This window comes from Dehalobacter sp. (assembly GCF_030063005.1).
GTDB lineage: Bacteria > Bacillota > Desulfitobacteriia > Desulfitobacteriales > Syntrophobotulaceae > Dehalobacter > Dehalobacter restrictus.
The window spans coordinates 21945-40699 of sequence record NZ_JAPDHR010000015.1 but is presented as its reverse complement, the minus strand read 5'-3'; the positions used below and the strand labels follow the sequence as shown (position 1 = coordinate 40699).

Annotated in this window: 15 protein-coding genes; 10 read left to right on the top strand and 5 right to left on the bottom strand. The window is 46.2% G+C overall.

The genetic code is table 11. From position 1 onward, the window contains the following. Positions 1-144: 144 nt before the first annotated feature. Positions 145-987, top strand: a complete 843-nt coding sequence (gene panB / locus OKX56_RS04690) for a 3-methyl-2-oxobutanoate hydroxymethyltransferase (protein ID WP_015044879.1) — start codon at positions 145-147, stop codon at positions 985-987. A 90-nt stretch (positions 988-1077) separates the two neighbouring features. On the opposite strand, the gene OKX56_RS04685 is transcribed toward panB, so the two are convergent. The 5 genes from OKX56_RS04685 to OKX56_RS04665 all read right to left on the bottom strand — a co-directional run bounded on the left by OKX56_RS04685 (position 1078) and on the right by OKX56_RS04665 (position 6280). Next, positions 1078-2223 carry an ABC transporter permease gene (locus OKX56_RS04685; RefSeq protein ID WP_019224961.1) on the bottom strand — a complete coding sequence of 382 codons (1146 nt, stop codon included), beginning with the start codon at positions 2221-2223 and terminating at the stop codon, positions 1078-1080. Continuing rightward, the gene (locus OKX56_RS04680) at positions 2224-3348 is read right to left on the bottom strand and encodes an ABC transporter permease (protein WP_019224960.1); all 1125 of its coding nucleotides are present in this window, start codon (positions 3346-3348) and stop codon (positions 2224-2226) included. It abuts the gene before it with no gap. A 9-nt stretch (positions 3349-3357) separates the two neighbouring features. Then, positions 3358-4296: an ABC transporter ATP-binding protein gene (locus OKX56_RS04675; RefSeq protein WP_019224959.1), complete on the bottom strand. Its 939-nt coding sequence runs from the start codon at positions 4294-4296 to the stop codon at positions 3358-3360. Positions 4297-4536: 240 nt separating this feature from the next. Next, complete coding sequence (locus OKX56_RS04670) at positions 4537-5169, bottom strand: response regulator transcription factor (RefSeq protein ID WP_019224958.1); 633 nt, start codon at positions 5167-5169, stop codon at positions 4537-4539. Further along, on the bottom strand, positions 5159-6280 hold the full coding sequence (locus OKX56_RS04665) for a sensor histidine kinase (protein WP_019224957.1): 1122 nt from the start codon (positions 6278-6280) through the stop codon (positions 5159-5161). Before OKX56_RS04665 ends, OKX56_RS04670 begins: the two co-directional genes overlap by 11 nt. Positions 6281-6578: 298 nt before the next feature. Here OKX56_RS04665 and OKX56_RS04660 point away from each other — a divergent pair, with 298 nt between their 5' ends. From OKX56_RS04660 to OKX56_RS04620, 9 genes are all read left to right on the top strand, one after another. Then, positions 6579-7376, top strand: a complete 798-nt coding sequence (locus tag OKX56_RS04660; protein ID WP_019224956.1) for a Cof-type HAD-IIB family hydrolase — start codon at positions 6579-6581, stop codon at positions 7374-7376. 56 nt (positions 7377-7432) lie between these two features. Further along, positions 7433-9307, top strand: a complete 1875-nt coding sequence (locus OKX56_RS04655; RefSeq protein WP_019224955.1) for a B12-binding domain-containing radical SAM protein — start codon at positions 7433-7435, stop codon at positions 9305-9307. Between the two features lie 237 nt (positions 9308-9544). Further along, positions 9545-10726: an ABC transporter substrate-binding protein gene (locus OKX56_RS04650; protein WP_019224954.1), complete on the top strand. Its 1182-nt coding sequence runs from the start codon at positions 9545-9547 to the stop codon at positions 10724-10726. 35 nt (positions 10727-10761) lie between these two features. Continuing rightward, a complete protein-coding gene (rapZ, locus tag OKX56_RS04645; RefSeq protein ID WP_019224953.1) occupies positions 10762-11631 on the top strand; it encodes an RNase adapter RapZ in 870 nt (289 codons plus the stop codon). Positions 11632-11646: 15 nt separating this feature from the next. Continuing rightward, positions 11647-13011 (top strand): gluconeogenesis factor YvcK family protein, encoded by a 1365-nt coding sequence (locus OKX56_RS04640; RefSeq protein WP_019224952.1) that lies wholly within the window; start codon positions 11647-11649, stop codon positions 13009-13011. A 56-nt stretch (positions 13012-13067) separates the two neighbouring features. Beyond that, positions 13068-14033: a DNA-binding protein WhiA gene (gene whiA, locus OKX56_RS04635; protein WP_019224951.1), complete on the top strand. Its 966-nt coding sequence runs from the start codon at positions 13068-13070 to the stop codon at positions 14031-14033. A 5-nt stretch (positions 14034-14038) separates the two neighbouring features. Beyond that, a complete protein-coding gene (locus OKX56_RS04630) occupies positions 14039-15631 on the top strand; it encodes a Na/Pi cotransporter family protein (RefSeq protein WP_019224950.1) in 1593 nt (530 codons plus the stop codon). Positions 15632-15732: 101 nt separating this feature from the next. Beyond that, a complete protein-coding gene (gene trkA / locus OKX56_RS04625) occupies positions 15733-17064 on the top strand; it encodes a Trk system potassium transporter TrkA (RefSeq protein ID WP_019224949.1) in 1332 nt (443 codons plus the stop codon). 15 nt (positions 17065-17079) lie between these two features. After that, positions 17080-18534: a TrkH family potassium uptake protein gene (locus OKX56_RS04620; protein WP_019224948.1), complete on the top strand. Its 1455-nt coding sequence runs from the start codon at positions 17080-17082 to the stop codon at positions 18532-18534. Positions 18535-18755 lie beyond the last annotated feature (221 nt).

The window sequence follows — 18755 nt, the reverse complement described above, 5'->3', positions numbered from 1 at the left end:
GATTTTTCGACAATGTCATTAATTGGTGTACTCCCCTTGTGGAAAAGTGTCGGCAGGGGGTAGACAATTGAAGGCAGATGGTATATATTATATTGTAAATAATTTTAAGGAATCGTTCCTATATTTTTGGAGGGAAAGAGAAAAATGCGATCGAAAGTCAACATCAATGCGTTGCAGAACAAAGTGAATTTAAGTGAAAAAATTACCATGCTCACGTGTTATGACTATCCAATGGCCCTTCTCGAAGAGAAGGCTGGTATCGATATTATACTTGTCGGAGATTCTATGGCAATGACCGTTCTGGGAGAAGAGACAACCCTGGGCATGGACCTGGATACCATGGTCACACATGCCAAGGCAGTCCGTAAAGGTGCACCTACGGCGTACTTAGTCGGCGATATGCCTTATATGACCTATCAGATCAGCAAAAAAGAAGCCATTCGCAATGCAAGCCGTTTTATGGCAGAGGCTGGCTGCGATGCTGTCAAGCTGGAAGGCGGATCCAATATGGCGGATACCGTCGAAGCTATGGTCAAAGCGACCATTCCTGTCATGGGACATCTTGGCTTAACTCCGCAATCGATGGCTCAATTAGGTGGATTCAAATCCCAGGGACGCGATTGTGCAGGCGCCTTAAAGATTATTGAAGATGCCAGAATTCTTGAGGAAGCCGGTATTAGCCTGTTGCTGCTGGAAGCTATTCCGCCTGAAGTCGGCAAGATTGTTACTGAAAGAGCAAATATCCCGGTTATTGGAATCGGAGCAGGTCCATATGTTCATGGACAGCTGATGATTGTCCACGATGCGCTGGGTTTCTTTGACGCTTTCACCCCCAAATTTGTCAAGAAGTATGTGAATCTGAATTCGATCATTTTGGATGCTTTGGAAAGCTACAAGAATGATGTAGTTGGGGAACAGTACCCGGAAGACGGACATAATTATAACTTTATGAATGGGGAATTGGAAAAGCTTCTCAGGCAAGCATAAAAATCATACAGGAATATGAAGGTTTAATATTAGATACTGCTGACCGTTGTTGGCAGTATTTTTGTTTCTTATTCAGTACAAACAAATGAATTACACGAATTTCTGGATATTGTTTTCCCGGGCGAACCGGTACACTGCAATTAGGAAGAAAGCCACGGCAAAAGCAATCAAGATAGCAATATTCATCAGGATTTCTGACAGACTGCTGCCGGACTGCATTTTTCGAATCGCATCCAAAGCCCACCATTGCGGCATAAAATGGGCGATTTTCTGCATGGTTTCGGGCATCAGGCTAACCGGCCAGAAACATCCTCCCAGCATGCAGGTCGGTGTCAGGATAAGCGTAGAAAGCGTGCCTGCCATGTAGGACGAACTGGAAAACGCTGTTGTAATAAGTCCAATCCCGATCGAAACAAGGCCGAACAGCAGAAGGATAAAGAACAGAAGGATTGCAGGCACATAGGTTTCAATACGGAACAGATATTGTAAAGCCACGATGATAAAGAGTGTTTGAACGGTAACGATGATCAGGCTGCTTAGCGCATTTGCACTGAGATATTCCTTTGGCGATACGGGACTCGCACAAATTCTGTGATAGGTCCTGGTTTTTTTTTCATTCAGGATAGCATGGGATGTCAAGCCTGCTCCGAGCATAACAAACATCAGCAGGAAGCCGAAGCTTGTCAGGGTAATATCCTTGCTGACACTTTCGTCCTGCAGTTCGACAGCAGATACCTGGAGCGGATGGCTGCTGTATTCCTGAAACAGTCCCCGGAAAGCTGTCTCGTCCCCGCCGGCAGCGGCAGCCAGATCTTTCAGATTCCGGGTCTGCAGATTGAAAAACTGCTCCAGCCAGGCCGTTGTATCCTGTCCCTTTAACGAGATGATTTTGATTGCTGCCGGAGAGCTGGCAACAATACTTTTTTCATATCCACCGGGGATGATGACAGCTGCCTCCAGGGTTTGATCCAGAAGGTTGTTTTTTATTTCTGTTTCTTGGAGGGGAGTAAGCGTATAGTTTCCCGCTTTAGCAGTTTCCTGGACAAGGTAGGCGGAAAGGGCAGTTTGGTCTTTGTCAATCAGCCCGATTTGGACGGGTTCTGACTTGGCCCCGCTGTAGATCGCCAGTGCAAAGACAATACCGAGCAGTGGAAGAAGCAGATAGACAATATAATTCCCCTTTTTTCTAAAGGTGACCTTTAAGGTGTTCTGGACTAAAAATAGAATGTTTTTCATTCAGACCGCCTCCTTTCTGGACAGGAATGCTGAGACCATTAGAAATGTCGCGGCGACAGCCAGATTGATCAGAATAGCAGGAAGCATGATCGTATAGTCCTGATCATAGATCAATCTGAAAATTGCCTCATTTGTCCACTTAAGCGGAGATAGCGCAGTGATGGCAGTGAGTGGACCATTCAGCGAGGATAACGGGACATACCCGCCGCCGAGGAAAGCAATAATTGGGATCAAAACATTTAGACAAGCGGCACCTGTACCGTCATTGCGAATCAGGTAAGCAATTCCTGTGCCTAGACTGATTGCCAGAACAGCTTCAGAGAAAATGATCAGCAGGACCGATAGCAGATCTGATCCCCAGTACACTTTAAAGAAAAGCGAGCTGAACAGAAGAACGACCGCTGCCTGCACGATGGTTACCAGGAGGCCGCCGAGCGTTTTGCCTGTGAGTAGTTCAATTTTGGTGACAGGACTGCAAAGTATCCTGTTTCCGGTTTTAAAATTCTGTTCATTTTTAACAGACCAGAATCCGGTCAGCGAAGCGTACAGTAAAAAAAGTGTCAGCATGGTTACCGCGTAGTAATCCAGTGAACCGGGTTCTCTTTTTTTGTCTATGGATTCGGACTGAACATAATCTTCTTCAGGACTAGCCATAATGCCCGCTAATGCGGAAGGATTTATTTGGGCAATCAGCTTAACGGCATCGTATCTGGCGGCAAACACTTTAACGGATGATTCAACAAGATTGGCCTCAAAGTTAAAACGCGCATTTTTATAGACGCGAATTTCCGGAGGGGCGCTCGTCAGCAAAATAAAACAGGAATACTGGTCATTTTTAATACTGCTTAGACCTTCCTCTGGGTCTGTCGTTTCGGTAAAAGTAATTCCCAGCTGTTTCTGCAGCTCATCCTGAAAGGAATGAAAACTTTCGGTAAGTGCCGGATCTCCTTGAACAGAATAAAGGACACGTATATCGTCCAATACAATATCATTGGAAAATACACCGGAAAAGGCCGTACCCAGAATGACAATCAAGACAATCGGGAAAAGGACCATCATAATATTCGCTTTGAAATCCCGAATGTTCTGTTTGAATTCCTTTAAAATAATATGGATAATTCTCATGGTAGCCACCTAATCCCTTAGACTGCGGCCGGTCAGCGACAGAAATACAGTTTCCAGGTCCGGTGTTCTGCTCTCAACACTTTTGATTGAGAACTTGTTTTCGGTAAAGTAACAGATAATTTTATCAAGGTTGTGGACTTCTTTGGCAGTGCTTATTTTTAGCGTATTTTCTTCAATGTCCATCTGAAGAACCCCGGGTATTTCCCTGATCTTGTCTTCGACAGCTTTCGTGATCGAGTCGTTAACGGTAATCCAGACAATATTGGAGTCGGTTAACAGCGCTTTCAACTCTTCTTTGCTGCCCAGGGCGATCACTTTGCCGTGATCCATGATCGCGATTCGGGAACAGATTTCTTCGACTTCTTCCATGTAATGACTGGTATAAATGATTGTACAGCCCATCTGATTTAATTTCTTAACAGATTGCAGGATATGATTCCGGGATTGAGGATCGATACCTACGGTAGGCTCATCCATGATAATCAATTTCGGTTTGTGGGTAATCGCACAGGCGATATTCAGCCGTCTTTTCATGCCCCCGGAAAAGCTTTTTGGATAACTGTTTGCTTTATCGCTTAATCCGGTAAATTCAAGCGCCTCAGCCGCTGCTTTATTCAGCTCATCCCCTCGCAGACCGTAAAGTCCCGCAAAAAATTTGACATTTTCCAGCGTGGTCAGATCTTCATAAATGGCAATATCCTGGGGAACTATGCCTGTATTTTTCTTCGAAAAGGCTTTGTTTCTTTTCGTATCTTTATTCAGTATAGAGATACTCCCTTTATCGATGGATAATAAGCCAATAATCATGTTAATAGCGGTGCTCTTACCTGCACCGTTCGGTCCTAAAAGTCCAAATATTTCTCCCTTCGCAATGCTGATATTCATGTTATCTACAGCAATGACATCACCGAATTTTTTCGTAACATTTTCCATCACCAGGATGCTCATAATGAATCGCCCCTTTCATTTTCCTACCCATCCCTCTGATTCATCAAAGAAAACTTGGCTGGCGCCAAGTTTTCTGGCGGCAGCCTTAGCTGCACTTAGATATATAAGAAAGTAACGTATACTTTCTTATATACTAATAAAAAAAGGAACCTTTCGTTAGTAGAAAAGGTCACCAGTTTGTATGACAAAAGTCATTTGTTTATGATGATTGAGTTGCATTCTTTTTGTTATGTAACGTTTTTATGATTTGGAACCGGTCAGGTAATAAATCGCAATTTGGGTTCGGTGTTCAAGTCCCGTTTTATTCAGGATGGAAGTGATATAATTTTTAACTGTGCCTTCCGAGACATAGAGCTTCTTTGCTATTTCGCGATTAGCCAGACCTTTGGAAATAAGTTTGATGATATCCATTTCCCTGTCAGAAAAAAGATCTTCGGCAATTTTGACTTTGGGATTCGTGACCAGCTCCTCCCGAATTTTTTTCATCACACTGTCCTGCATCACAATGCCGCCCTCATATACCATTTTTATCGCGTCCATGATCCGGTCAGGGGAACTGTTCTTCAGCAAATACCCTCTTGAGCCGTTTTTTACGGCCGTCAGAATAAAATCATCGTCGTCAAATGTGGTCAGGATCAGTGGCTTGACGGTCGTTTTTTCAGATATTTCTCTGGAAGCCTGCAGGCCGTCCATGACAGGCATCCTGACATCAAGCAGCGCGATATCGACTTTCTGGGATTCGCAGTATTGGATGGCCTGCAGGCCATTTTCCACACAGGCGGTTACTTCAAAACGTTCGTCGTTTTGAAGTATGATTTTAAGCCCTTCCCGGATCAGGATATCGTCATCGGTAATAAGTACTTTAATCGGCATTTTCTGCTCCTTTCACAGGCAGTAAGGTAATGACGGAAAAACCGTCTGAACTGTCCAGAATAAGTTTACCCCCGCAGCTTTCCGTTCTTTCTTCCATCCCTTCCAGCCCCAATCCCTTCTTAATCGATATGGCACCGACTCCATTATCTTTTATTTCGACCTTAATAAGTTTATTCATTATTTCAAGTTTTATTTTCACTTCTCCGGCGGATGAATATTTCAATGTATTTGTCAGTGCTTCCCGGACATTCTCCAGAATGATTCTCCATTGTGAATGGGTAATGCAGTTCAGATCACCCTGGTAGTTCAAATGTGTTTTCATTTGGCTGTTAAATGAATGTTCATCCAGAATCGCTTTCAAACGATTAATGCCAAGCTGCTCAGGAGCTGGTTTGATAGTTCTGAGTGTAGAACGGATATCCTCCATGCCTTCTTTCAGAACATGGATAACATTGATAATAATCTCCTTTGATCTGCTTTGGTCCCGATCAATCACCAGGCGGGCGGCTTCAAGCTGGATCAGGCTTCCGGCAAGGACATGCCCAATTTTATCGTGAATATTTTGCGCAAGCGTATTTCTTTCTTCCAGTTGGCTTAAATACTTGACCTGGTTTTCATATTCGGTACCGGAGTGCAAACGACCGTAAAGAGAATGGTTCTTTTCTCTTAAGAAATCGTTGTCCGCGGCCAGGCGGGCAATGCGCATCGAAGATTTTAGGGACAGTTCATAAATCATGGCACTCAAAAGACTGATCAGCAGATATTCCGGGATAATATTCCCCGCAAGCAAGAAAAGAGGAAGAGCTGTAGAGATCAGGGCATATAATGGATTCTTCCCGAACTGGTGAAACAATTCCAACAAGTTTAACGGCAAAAGAAAAACAAAGAGATTAGAGGCATAGAAAGCAGAGAGAATCAGAAAAACACATATCAAAACCATCCATGTTTTTTTTACGGATTCCCTGGAGGAAATAATATGAAACATGCTCATAATGATATAGATAAGTAGAAGTAACAGCACCAGGGGCAAATTGGTCATCCCAGTCAGTACATAGCAAAAAATACTATATAGAATGATCACTAATTTCGTGCCCAAAAGCCAGCTGGTCATCAGATTACCTCGTTCATCCTATTTCACATATCAGATTTCGGTGAAAAAACCTAGGTGCTTTTTGATATATCTATGGGCAACTAAGGCCTACGCCTGTGCCAAAAGGCTTGCCGTAAGCCAAATTCTCTATATAATCCTACTATAGTTTTTCTACCGGGACCATGTCAACCCTAATTCTGGTATGTTATACGTATACGTCTGACTACCTTGCCTAAAAATCGAAAAGGCTACGGCCCTCAAGTTCTATGGTATAATAGTATCGATTTGTTCGTGTAATCTACCAAAGGAGTGAAATAGATTGATCCGACTTGTTGCCATAGATTTGGATGAAACACTGCTTAACGATGCGTGGCAAATTTCTGAAGGGAATATCAAGGCCATCCGCCGCGCAGTGGCCAAAGGCGTAATGGTTACGCTTGCTACAGGAAGGATGGCTGTATCTGCCAGAAAATACGCCAGCCAGCTGGGTCTGGATGTTCCGATTATTACATGCAACGGAGCCTTGATCGAGCACTCCCTGAGCAGGGAAATCATCTGCCATAAAGTGATTCCGTCAGGATTAGCTATGAAGATTATTCAGCATCTCCAGTCGAAAGAAGTCTACACACAGGTGTTTATCAAAGATGAAGTCTTTACAAATAAATGGAATCAATATTCCAAAGCCTATGAGGAAATGACCGGAATAAAGGTCCAGGAAACGGATGTGCTGCAAATTTTGCACACTGAGCCGGAAGGTGCTGAAAAAATATTGTGCATTTCCGGGGAGGATTATCTCCAGACTGCTACGGCAGAACTGCGGCAGATCTATGCCGACAGGCTTCATTTTACGCGTTCCAAGCCAATTTTTCTGGATATGATCGATAAAGAGGTCAACAAAGGCAGCGCGCTTAGGGCGTTAGCCGCGAATTTCGGCATCTTGCCGGAAGAAATTATCGCGATTGGGGATAATTTCAATGACCGGGAAATGCTGATGTTTGCCGGTATCGGTGTGGCTATGGGCAATGCCCATCAGGAACTTAAAGAAATTGCGGATTATATTACAGCTTCAAATAAAGAAGACGGAGTAGCCAAAGTTTTCGAGAAATTTGTTCTGTAAGGTCCATCATAAATCAAAAAAAATCCAGCCTAAGAATTCAGGTAAGGAGTTTTAATGTGAAGATCCTGCTCGTTGGCATAAATACCCGGTATGTACATACAAATCTGGCCATTCGCGGTCTGCGTGAAGTCCTGAAGACACAGGGAAACACTGAATGGGAAATCTGTATCCGCGAATTTTCGATTAATGAGCATCTGGACAAAATTGCCGGAGAAATATTTGAAGAGAAACCGGATGTCCTTGGTTTCTCCTGCTATATCTGGAACATTGTCTCCGTTAAGGCCCTGGTACGCAGGTTGAGGCCTGTCTTGCCCGATACCTTCATTCTGGCTGGGGGGCCGGAAGTATCTTTTGACTGTGATCGTCTTATGAATGAGGTCCCCCAGCTCGATGCGGTCGTTGCCGGGGAAGCCGAACGGGTTCTGCCTGTGCTGCTTAAAGGTTGGTCCGAAGGCAGCCTTCCCCGGGATGTCGCCGGTGTTGTCTGGCGACTGCGGAGAGAGGCCGGCGGTCCCCAGGGCCTGAACAGCATGACTGCCTCGGATGGTTTCCAGGGAATGACCAGCACGGATGCATGTGGCATGGTAGTGACGAATGCAGCGACACCGGATACCGTGGATCTGAATTTTCTGCCAAACCCCTACGCGGTGCAAGAGGATTTTCGCGGGAAACTGGTTTATGTCGAGACAAGCAGGGGCTGTCCGTATAACTGTGAATTTTGTATTTCGTCCACTTTCAAGGGTGTCCGGTTTTTGCAGCCGGAGCGTTTTCGTCCTATTTTGCGGCAGCTTTTTGCGAACGGGGCACGGACGATTAAATTTGTGGACAGAACATTCAACGCATCCAAAACACACGGGTTTCAAGTTCTTGACCTATTTAAAGAGGAAGCTGAACGGGAGTACGAGAAAACAGGACCGGAGGGCACATATGGATTGTCTGGGGACATTCCACGGGCTCATTGCGAGATAGCCGGAGATTTGCTGGATCAGGACTGGCTGCAGTACTTGCAGAACTATCCGACAGGAATGATTCAATTAGAGATAGGAGTCCAGTCCACCCATCCACCTGCTTTGAAAGCGATCCGCCGATCCCAGAATTTTGCGGACTGGAAAGATAAGGTTCGTTATTTGCAGCACGATTGCGGGATACCGGTTCATTTGGATCTTATTGCAGGCTTGCCCCATGAGGGGTGGGCAGAATTCCGCAAGTCATTTGATGAAGTTTTTAATCTCAGACCGAATCATTTGCAGCTTGGTTTTCTGAAGGTATTGAAGGGTTCGGGAATCCGCAGGCAATGCACCCAATACGGGCTGAAATACTGCCCGGATCCGCCCTATACGGTCTTGAAAACACGGGAGTTGAGCCACGAACAGGTTTTGGACCTGGCCCGAATAGAAGAAACTCTGGAAAGGTACTATAATTCTGGAAGGTTTAAGTTTTCACTCGAAGTTGTTCTTGCTGACCGGCAAAGCCCGTTTGATTTTTTTGATGCTCTGGCCAGATACTGGCACGGTAAGGGCTGGTTCCAAAGAGAATGGAGTTCCAGGTCACTCTTCGAGAATATCTGGGAATTTCTGATGGAACAGCCGGACGGCCGGACCGCACTGAATCGGAAACTTTGGCGCGAAGCACTGCGTTTTGATTATTTTGTCGCTGAACGTCCCGGGCAAATCCCTGATTTTCTACAGAGAGCAGAAGAGACTGTCCAGGATAAAAGTTGGAAAGAAGAGATAAGGAAGGACCCGATTTGGCAGAACCGGATTCCTGAGTCTGAGGGCATGGATAAAAGGCAATGGATCAGAGCTACGGCTATCGAATATTTTGAGCGGGATATTCCAACAGGGACTACAGAACATTCCCCGGGAAAAGGCGGCTGGTATTTGTTCTACTACGGTCGAAAGCCGACCCAGTATTTTAAAGTTGAAAGTTGAAGCTCCTAAAAGCATATAGAAAATCAATTGACAAAAACAGTCTCAGAAAGTAGTATTTGTAACTTTCCAGCGGACGGATTAGAATAAGGGGAGAAGAAACGAATATTTGCTCGGGTTAGTCTCCGTAATGGATGCGCAACAGCCGAGAAACGGTATTATGGCCTTTAGACTTACCCTAATGGTTTTTGAATATTTTAGTAATATTGTATCAGGTATGTGGAGAGGAAATCGCTCTGAATGGAAAAAAGGCTGGAAGCACTTCTGTGTATTATGATAATTATATTGAGCTTAACGGCTTTAACAGCTTGTTCCAAGGGACCCTCTCCGGGGGAACCCGGCGGAGACGCCCCTGCGGTAATCTCTGTCTGGTATTCGTTGGACGGCAAAGAAGAACAGGCTTTACTTGCGCAGTTTGCCAGAATCAATAAGGAATATCCCGAAGTATCGGTTAAAGGTGAAAAAATTGCTGAGGCAGATATTGTCCAGCAGGTCTGGAACTACCAAGCCGGAGCAGAGGGGCCGGAAATTGTGATTGCTAGAAGACAGATCCTCGATGCGCTCTATAAAAAAGGGGCGGTCTCACCTGTTCTGGCGGATATCGACTCAGCCTATCCGGCGGCGAGAGCGGTTTTTACGTATAATAAACAAGCATTTGCAGCACCCTGGCTTACGGATGTGCCACTGCTCTACTACCGCAAAGATAAAGTACTGGTGCCCCCGGCAAGTCTGGCGGAAATCTGGGAGAAACATTCCGTCATCGCAGTTCCGGGTCTGAATGCGTCGCTGCTCAGTCCGTGGTGGAGGGCTGAGGGAGGAACGTTAAGTGCCAACGGTGTTCCAGCCCTGGATTCGCAGAAGAATCGGGCTTTTATCAACAATTTTGCAGCGCTTCGTCAGCAAAATCAAGTGCTTTTGGACAGTGCGGCCTTAGCCCGGTTTGCCGGGGGTGAGACCGGTTACCTGCTGACCTGGGCCAGTGACAGTACCAGACTGACGAACATAGGTGGAAACTGGGACTGTCTGTCCTTCTATTCTTTACTGGGAGCCAAGGGACAGGTTTTGCTGGAGCATACGATCGGAATCGCTAATTCATCCATAAAGACCATTCCTGTCATGGAAAGCGCCATTCGGCTGGTTGAAGAAGAACTGCTGAAGCCGGCGGCGGAAGAGGCGATGTTTCAAGCCGGCGGCAGGCTGCCTGTTAACAGTGCGTATTACGAATCGGCGACGAAGCGTTTTCAGTCAGAGGTTGCTTTGTCTTTGCAGTCTGCCTGGTATTTGGAGGGTTCAGTGAACGACTGGACGTATTTGGACCTCCTAAATTCCAGCTGGCAGAATATTGCAGGAGGGGCCAATATGGAAAGTGAACTCGCTCGTATTCAGCAGGATGCGTCGGATATTGGCAAGCAAACGAAATAATCAGGAAAGGAACAATTCAGGTGGGGGAAAAGGCTATGAAAAGTGAAGCATTGAAACTGGTGATTATTACCGGTTTGTCCGGGGCTGGAAAAACGCAAGCCCTGCAAAGTATGGAAGACCTTGGATTTTTTTGCGTTGACAATCTTCCGCCGAGCCTTATTGAAAAGTTCGTTGACTTGTGTGCCCAATCCCAAGGAAAAATAGACAAAGCTGCCATTGTCTGTGACTTACGCGGCGGAGATTTCTTTTCTTCTTTAAACCAGGCGCTCGAGGATCTGCAGGAGGCGGGATATCAATACGAAATTTTATTCCTAGAGGCTTCGGACGATGTTCTGGTCAACCGTTATAAAGAATCAAGAAGAAGGCATCCCGTATCTCCGAAGGGAAATGTGCTGGAAGGCATTCACAAAGAGCGGCAATATCTTGCCGATTTACGCGGGGATGCAAGCAAGATCATTGACAGTTCAGACCTGACAACCGTACAGATGAAGGAAAAAATCAGGAATCTGTTTGGAAAGGAATACGATCCGGCCAGGATGTCCGTATCGGTTGTTTCTTTTGGGTTTAAATTTGGGATACCGCTGGATGCCGATACAATTATCGATGTCCGTTTTCTGCCTAATCCGTATTATTTAAAGGAACTTAAACCGCTGAACGGCAAAGATAAAGAGGTCAGGGATTATGTTTTGCTGAATCCTACCACGGCTGATTTTATCGGCAGGTTTTTTCATATGCTGGAATTTATTTTGCCGTTATATCTCAAGGAAGGCAAGAGTCACCTGGTCATCGGCATAGGATGTACAGGGGGGCAGCACCGTTCCGTGGCAATTGCCGAGAAAACAGCGGAGTTCCTGCAGATGAACAATTACTCCTGTGTTATAAACCACAGAGATATCAAAGGATAGGAATGGTTTGACGAGATGGAACTTCCGAAAAAATATTTGGAAATGTGCAAATGGTTCTATCCAAATTTAGGTGTAAAAAGATATTTTCTGTTGGCAATCCTCGGTTTATTTCTTGTCGCCGGCGGACTTTCGGTCATCAGCTCCGGGGAAACCCTCGGATTTATTGAAGTGCAGTTTCGGGAGATCATCTATCAGCTGGCCGGCAAAGATACCGTAATGGTGGGTCCGGCGGGGGTCGTTACCTGCCTGGCAGGTATGGCTATCGTTTTTATTGCGTTTAAAAAAATGATCAGCTCGATCATTTCCGTGCTGATTCCGGAAAATGAAGATAGAATTCTCGATGTGATTTATTCCCGCCGTCAATTGAAGCGAGGACCTAAAATTGTTGTTATCGGTGGAGGTACCGGGCTGTCGGCGTTGCTGAAAGGGCTAAAAGAATATACCAGCAATCTGACGGCTATCGTTACCGTTGGGGATGATGGCGGAAGCTCGGGGCGTCTGCGTCGAGAGCTTGGGATTCTGCCGCCCGGGGATATCCGTAACTGTCTGGTTGCTCTGGCTGAAAAAGAAGATATCATGGAAGAACTTTTTTCCTATCGCTTTGATACCGGGACGCTGGCCGGGCACAGCCTCGGGAATTTGTTTCTTGCAGGTCTGGCCGGAAGATTCGGTGATTTTCAGAAAGGCATCGAGCAAATTGGCAAAGTATTCGCCTTGCGCGGGGAAGTATATCCGTCAACGCTTTCTCAAATCACCCTGAATGCTTATTTTGAAGACGGTAGATTCATTAACGGCGAGACAGCCATCCGGACGACACCTGGCAAGATCAAAGTTCTCAATATTATGCCCCAGGACTGTCGGCCCTTGCCCGGAGCTTTAGCGGCGCTTGAAGATGCCGACCTGATTGTTCTTGGGCCGGGGAGTCTTTATACCAGTATCATTCCGAATCTATTGGTGAAAGGGCTTCGCGACAAGATTGCTTCGGCCAAGGCTCCGTGCATTTATGTCTGCAACATTATGACGGAACCTGGAGAGACTGACCATTATGCGGTCGCCGACCATTTGAAGGTGATTATCGAGCATGTTGGGAAGGATCTGGTTGATGCGGTGCTGGCTGCCAGAGAAAATATATCTCAGCAAGTCAGGGAACGCTATCAGGCAGAAGGAGCTGAGGTTGTGGACGGTGATGCCGCTGAGGTCGAAAAACTGGGTGTTCGTTACTTTGAAGGCAGTTTTTACACCGGCGGGGAAGTTGTCCGGCATAATCCGGATAAGCTGGCTAAAGAAATTTTGCGTCTGTTATTCCGTCTCAAGCCCGTGAATGAGAGAGTCGCCATGGTTGATTCGTATCTGCTAAATCGGAAAATTAAGTCGATATAAATATAAGCCGCTGTTGATGAAAAAGGATATTATTTTGAAGGGCCGGAGTTGATGGTATGTCGTTTAGTGCCATAACCAAAGAGGAACTAGCCAGACTGGAGTTGCAGAAGGATTGTTGTGAGCTGGCTGAGCTGGCTTCGCTTATCCGCATGGATGGAACACTGCAGATCAGCGCGAATCAGAAATATTCCCTGAACGTGATCACTGAAAGCGCTCCTGTGGCGCGAAAAATATATAACCTGGCCAAAGAATCGCTGCATCTGCCAGCCGATATTGTGGTCAGGCGGAAATTAAGACTGAAGAAAAACAATTCTTACCTGGTGAAGATTTACCCCAGAGAGATGAGTGATCTGCAAAGACTCGGATTGTTTAATGAAGAGGGAGAAATCCAGGCCGGAATTGATAAGAAACTTATTGCCAAAAAATGTGACCAGAAGGCTTACCTCCGCGGGGCATTTCTGGCCGGAGGCTCGATCAGTAACCCTGAGGGGAATTATCATATGGAGATTATCACGAATGATCCGGTTCTGGCAGGAGACCTGAGCGAACTTTTGAACAAATTTGATCTAAAGGCGAAGGTCAGTACCCGTAAGAATTTCCATGTGGTTTATTTAAAGGAGAGCGAACATATCGTCGAGTTTCTTGCGCTGATTGGTGCCCACCAGGCGTTATTTGAGTTTGAAAATATCCGGATCATCAAAGAAATGCGCAACCAAGTTAACCGGATCGTTAATTGTGAGACTGCCAATCTGAATAAGACGGTGGACGCCGCAGTACGTCAGTTAGAAAACATTCGGCTGATTGAAAGGACCATCGGACTCAAAGCCCTGCCGGAAAATCTGCAGGAGATTGCTTGCCTGCGTCTGGAATTTCCGGATTATACCTTGAAAGAACTGGGCGAAATTCTGACCCCGAAAGTCGGTAAATCGGGCGTCAATCACAGACTGCGCAAGATTGAAGAGATTGCCGAAAAGATTCAGACGGATAAGAACAAACCAAAGCCTGGCAAAGGAAAGAGTTAAAGCAAATGTTTTCGATCACGATGGTAATGCAATTTCTAGGCGGACTGGGACTGTTCCTGTACGGGGTTAATGTTACTTCGGAAGGGCTGCAGAAAATTGCCGCGAAAAAGTTGAAAAACATCCTGGCCTCTTTAACTAGAAAGCCTTGGGCAGCGACCCTATTCGGAATTGTGATGACAGTCGCGCTGCAAAGCAGTACCGCGACAACGGTCATGATCGTCGAATTTGTCAATTCAGGCCTGATGACGCTGACCCAGGCGCTTGGTGTTGTTCTGGGGTCAGCGGTCGGGACCTCGATCGTCATTCAATTAATCTCTTTCCCAATCCTGGATTTTGCACTTTTGCTGCTTTTTATCGGATTTATCATGTTTTTTCTTGTCAGAACCATGCTGGCCAAAAGCATCGGACAAGCGCTGATCGGTTTTGGCTGTATTTTTGTTGGCATGTCTTTGCTTTCTGGAGCATTTTCACCGTTGAAAAGCTCGCCTGATGTCGATGCGTTCCTCTCCCAGTTCGGGACAAACCCGATTCTCGGTATAGCCATAAGTATGGTTGTGACAGCATTACTGCAGAGCAGTGCTGCGTTTCTGGCAATTCTTATTTCCCTCTCCACACACGGACTGCTGTCTGTGGAATCGGTCATCCCGCTGGTCATGGGGGCTCACATCGGGGGGACGCTGACGACTTTGTTTTCCTCTCTCAGCGCTGAACGGGCCGATGCGGTTAGGGTAGCCGCAGCCAACACGCTTTATCGTCTTGCTGCAGCGTTAATCTTACTGCCGTTTTTTCCGTACTTTACTCGGTTTATCGAATGGAGTGCTGCGGACCTGCCCCGGCAGGTAGCGAATACGCATCTTTTTTCGGCAGTCTTAATGGTGATTCTATTTCTGCCTTTAAACAAAATCTTAAGCAAATGTCTGATTAAGCTGATCCCGCAGCGAAGGGACGAAGGCAAAAAACCAAGGCTTATTTATATTACCAAGGCAGCTCCTGAACTGCCGGCTGTTGCCTTGACCCAGGCAAGACAGGAAATCCGCTGGGTGGCGAATAAGATCCTTGAGAATATGGTTCAAATACTGCCGCGTATCATCTTTTACGGGGATACAAAAATACTTCAGGAGCTGGAACGGACGGAGCGGGAAGTAGACTGGCACTATCAGGAACTGTCGAAATTCTTTACGGAATTATTCCGTCGGAATATGACCCGGGAACAAATTGTCGAGAGCCACAGCTACCAGTTGATCATTAAAGAACTTGAATATATTGCCGACAGCCTGATTGTGATGGCCAGGCTGGGGACCAGGATTCATGCTGCCCAGATAATGGCTGAAGAGACTGATCAGGAAAAGGCCGGAGAATTATACATCGCTGTATCCAGCAATTTTTTAACCCTGCTGCGCTATTTGGAAAGAGGTGATCAGGCTCTTGCTTTGCTGATCATCGAAGCCCATCAGGGTATTATCGAAATCTATAATCAAGTTCAGAACAGCCTGACTTGCCGGATCTCCAAAGATGATCAAGGTATGCAGGAATTGAACAGCTGGCTGTATAAAATTGGGGAGCATATTGTCCGGATCGCCAAGATATTGCAGGATTAGATGCAAATTAATTTCACAAATTATGAGAAAACACTGTTGAAAATCTTTGGTTTGTGCTATATTGTAGCTCTAAAACAGTAATAGGAACCGGAGGGGTTAACGTGCGGGTAGTCATTGTGGGAGCTGGAAAGGTTGGTTTTAGTCTGGCGCAGTACCTCGTTGATGAAGACCATGATGTCATTGTTATTGAGGAAGATGAAACACGCCGGAATATTATCCAGAACAGCCTTGACGTCATGACTATTCAAGGGAATGGAGCGAGCCCCAGGGTCTTGATGAACGCGGATGTCCGGTCGGCAGACTTGATGATTGCTGTCACCGACAGTGATGAAGTGAACATGGTGGCGTGTATGGCAGCGAAACAGGCTGGAATACATCAAACAATCGCCCGAATCCGCAATAGCGAATATATTGGTAAAGAGGAAGCCGAATTCCATCGTTCTTTGGGGATCGATCTGACGATTAACCCTGAACATGTTACCGCGGTTGAAATAAGCAGGATCTTATTCATTCCGGCAGCACTGGAGGTCGAGGACTTTGCCGATGGTAAAGTCAGGTTGTTGGAAGTAAGGATCCGGCCAGAATCACCGCATACAAATATCCCGATTTCCGAACTGGATCTTCCGAAAGATATTTTGATTGTTGGTATCCTGCGTAAAAACAGGATGATTATACCGAACGGCGCGGAGATGCTGAAGCCAAGCGACAATGTTTTTCTTGTCGGCGATCCGCAAGCTTTAAATGAGATCCAGGATGAGTTTACCGAAAAGATGGTCCCGGTCAAGAAAGTCATGCTCATTGGAGCCGGCCGAATTGGCCGCAATCTGGCCGTTCTGCTCGAAAAGGCAGGTATGATCGTCAAGGTGATCGACAAGAATCCGGAACGGTGTCAGGCTTTGGCCAAAAGCCTCAAAAAGGGAACTGTGTACTGCGGAGAGGGAACCGATGTCGATCTGCTGATGGAAGAAGGGGTCGGAGATGCCGATGCCGTAGTCTGTCTGACAGATGACGATAAGCTGAATCTGCTTCTGGCCCTGATGGCCAAAGATCTGGGCGCCCAGAAAACAATTTGCCGGGTAGGAAGAACGGAGTATATTCCCCTGATGGAAAAGGTAGGCGTGGATTCTGTCTTATCGCCAAGATTGATCACAGCCGGTTTTATTCTGAGCCAGGTCCGCAGGGGTAAATTTATTTCCGTGGCTCTGCTGGAAGGCGCCAAAGCGCAGGCTATGGAAATCGGCATATCTCCGACGTCCAAAGTTGCCGGCAAGAAGCTGAAAGAGGTCAGGTTTCCCTACAATTGTCTGGTTGGAGCAGTCCTGCATCAAGGTCGGGTTTACGTGCCAAACGGTGAATCTGTTCTGATGCCCGGTGACCAGGTGATAATCTTTGCACTGCCTGATACGATCATTAAGGTCAATAAATTCTTTTAACGGAGAATCAGGATCATGAATTTTACGCTGCTGGAAAATATCTTGGGAAGGTTCTTGATTGCCTACAGTTTTGCCATGGTTATTCCGATTGCTGTTGCGCTGTTCTTTCAAGAGAAGGTCGGCTGGGCTTTTCTAATTTCTTTTTGCATTACCGTCATTGTCGGAACAGTTATGCGCTTCCATGGAAAAGTTGAAGGCAAAATTAGCGTGCGGGAAGGCTTTGCAGTTGTCGGGGGAGCCTGGATTTTTGCGTCGCTGTTTGGGGCGCTGCCTTTTATTATTTCCGGCGTCGTTCCAACCTATATTGATGCGTTATTCGAAGTGGTTTCCGGCCTGACAACGACGGGATCAAGCGTATTGAGTAATCTGGAGGTTCTGCCCAGGAGTATTCTTTTCTGGCGCAGCCTGACCCACTGGATGGGCGGGATGGGGATCATCGTGATGTTTATTGTACTCCTCCCGAACCTTGGCATTGGGGCAGTCCACATCTTTAACTCCGAAGTCCCTGGACCGATTTCCGAGAAGATTGTTCCGAGAATCAAAGATACTGCGCTGATTCTCTGGGGGATCTACGCAGGGCTTACAGTGGCGACGATTGTGCTGCTGTTGTTCGCGGGGATGTCCCTTTTTGATGCGGTGAACCATGCCTTTGCCACTGTGGCGACAGGTGGCTTCTCCACGCGCTCGGCAAGTATTGCTGCCTACAATTCTTTCCCTATTGAGCTTGTTGTGACCATTTTCATGTTTATCGCAGGTTCAAACTTCAGTCTTTTCGTCCAGGCTTGGCGGAAACGTTCTTTGCGTCCGCTCAAAGATACGGAATTGAAATATTATTTTTTAATAGTTGTTGTGTCTACGCTCATTATCACCGGTTCACTTGTCATCCAGCAGGGCTGGGGATCACTTGCTGCTCTGAGACATTCCGTCTTTCAAGTGGTAACGCTGATGACGACTACCGGATTTGCATCTACTGATTTTGACCAGTGGTCGGGGCTGGCGAAATTGATTTTATTTTTTTTAATGTTCATCGGCGCGAGTGCCGGATCCACTGCCGGTGGTTTAAAAGTGTCCAGAGTGATCTTATTGGTCAAAATGGGTCTGGCTCAGCTCAGACAAGCGATCCATCCACGCCTGGTAATCAATATTGTTGTTCAGGATAAAGTAATTGACACGACAGTGCTGAGTAATGTGGGACGGTTTTTCTTCGTTTACTTCCTGACATTTGCTATCGGGTCTATTCTTTTGGCCGGTACAGGTCTGGAGCCTTTTGATGCGATGTCGGCAGTTATTGCGAATCTCAGCAACGTTGGACCAGGGTTTGGCGCCGTCGGACCGATGTTTACCTATGCACCGATCGAACCTTTCGGGAAAATTGTTTTGACAGCGTGTATGCTGCTGGGCAGGCTGGAACTCTTTACCCTGCTGGTCTTTCTAACGCCGGAGTTTTGGAAATCGAAAAAAAGCTGGTAAGCTTATCTCAAAAAACTGGCTACGGCCAGTTTTTTTGATGGTGGCCTAATGCCGAACGAAGATTCTGTGAATATGAATTGCCTAATGAAAAAAACATGCGCAAACAAACAAAAACATGTTAAAATAAAACATAAAAACAAACAAATATGTTCATTTGAACAGAAGGAATCCGGGAAATGATATTCTGAGCATACGACCGAATAAGAAAATAAGGGAAAAGG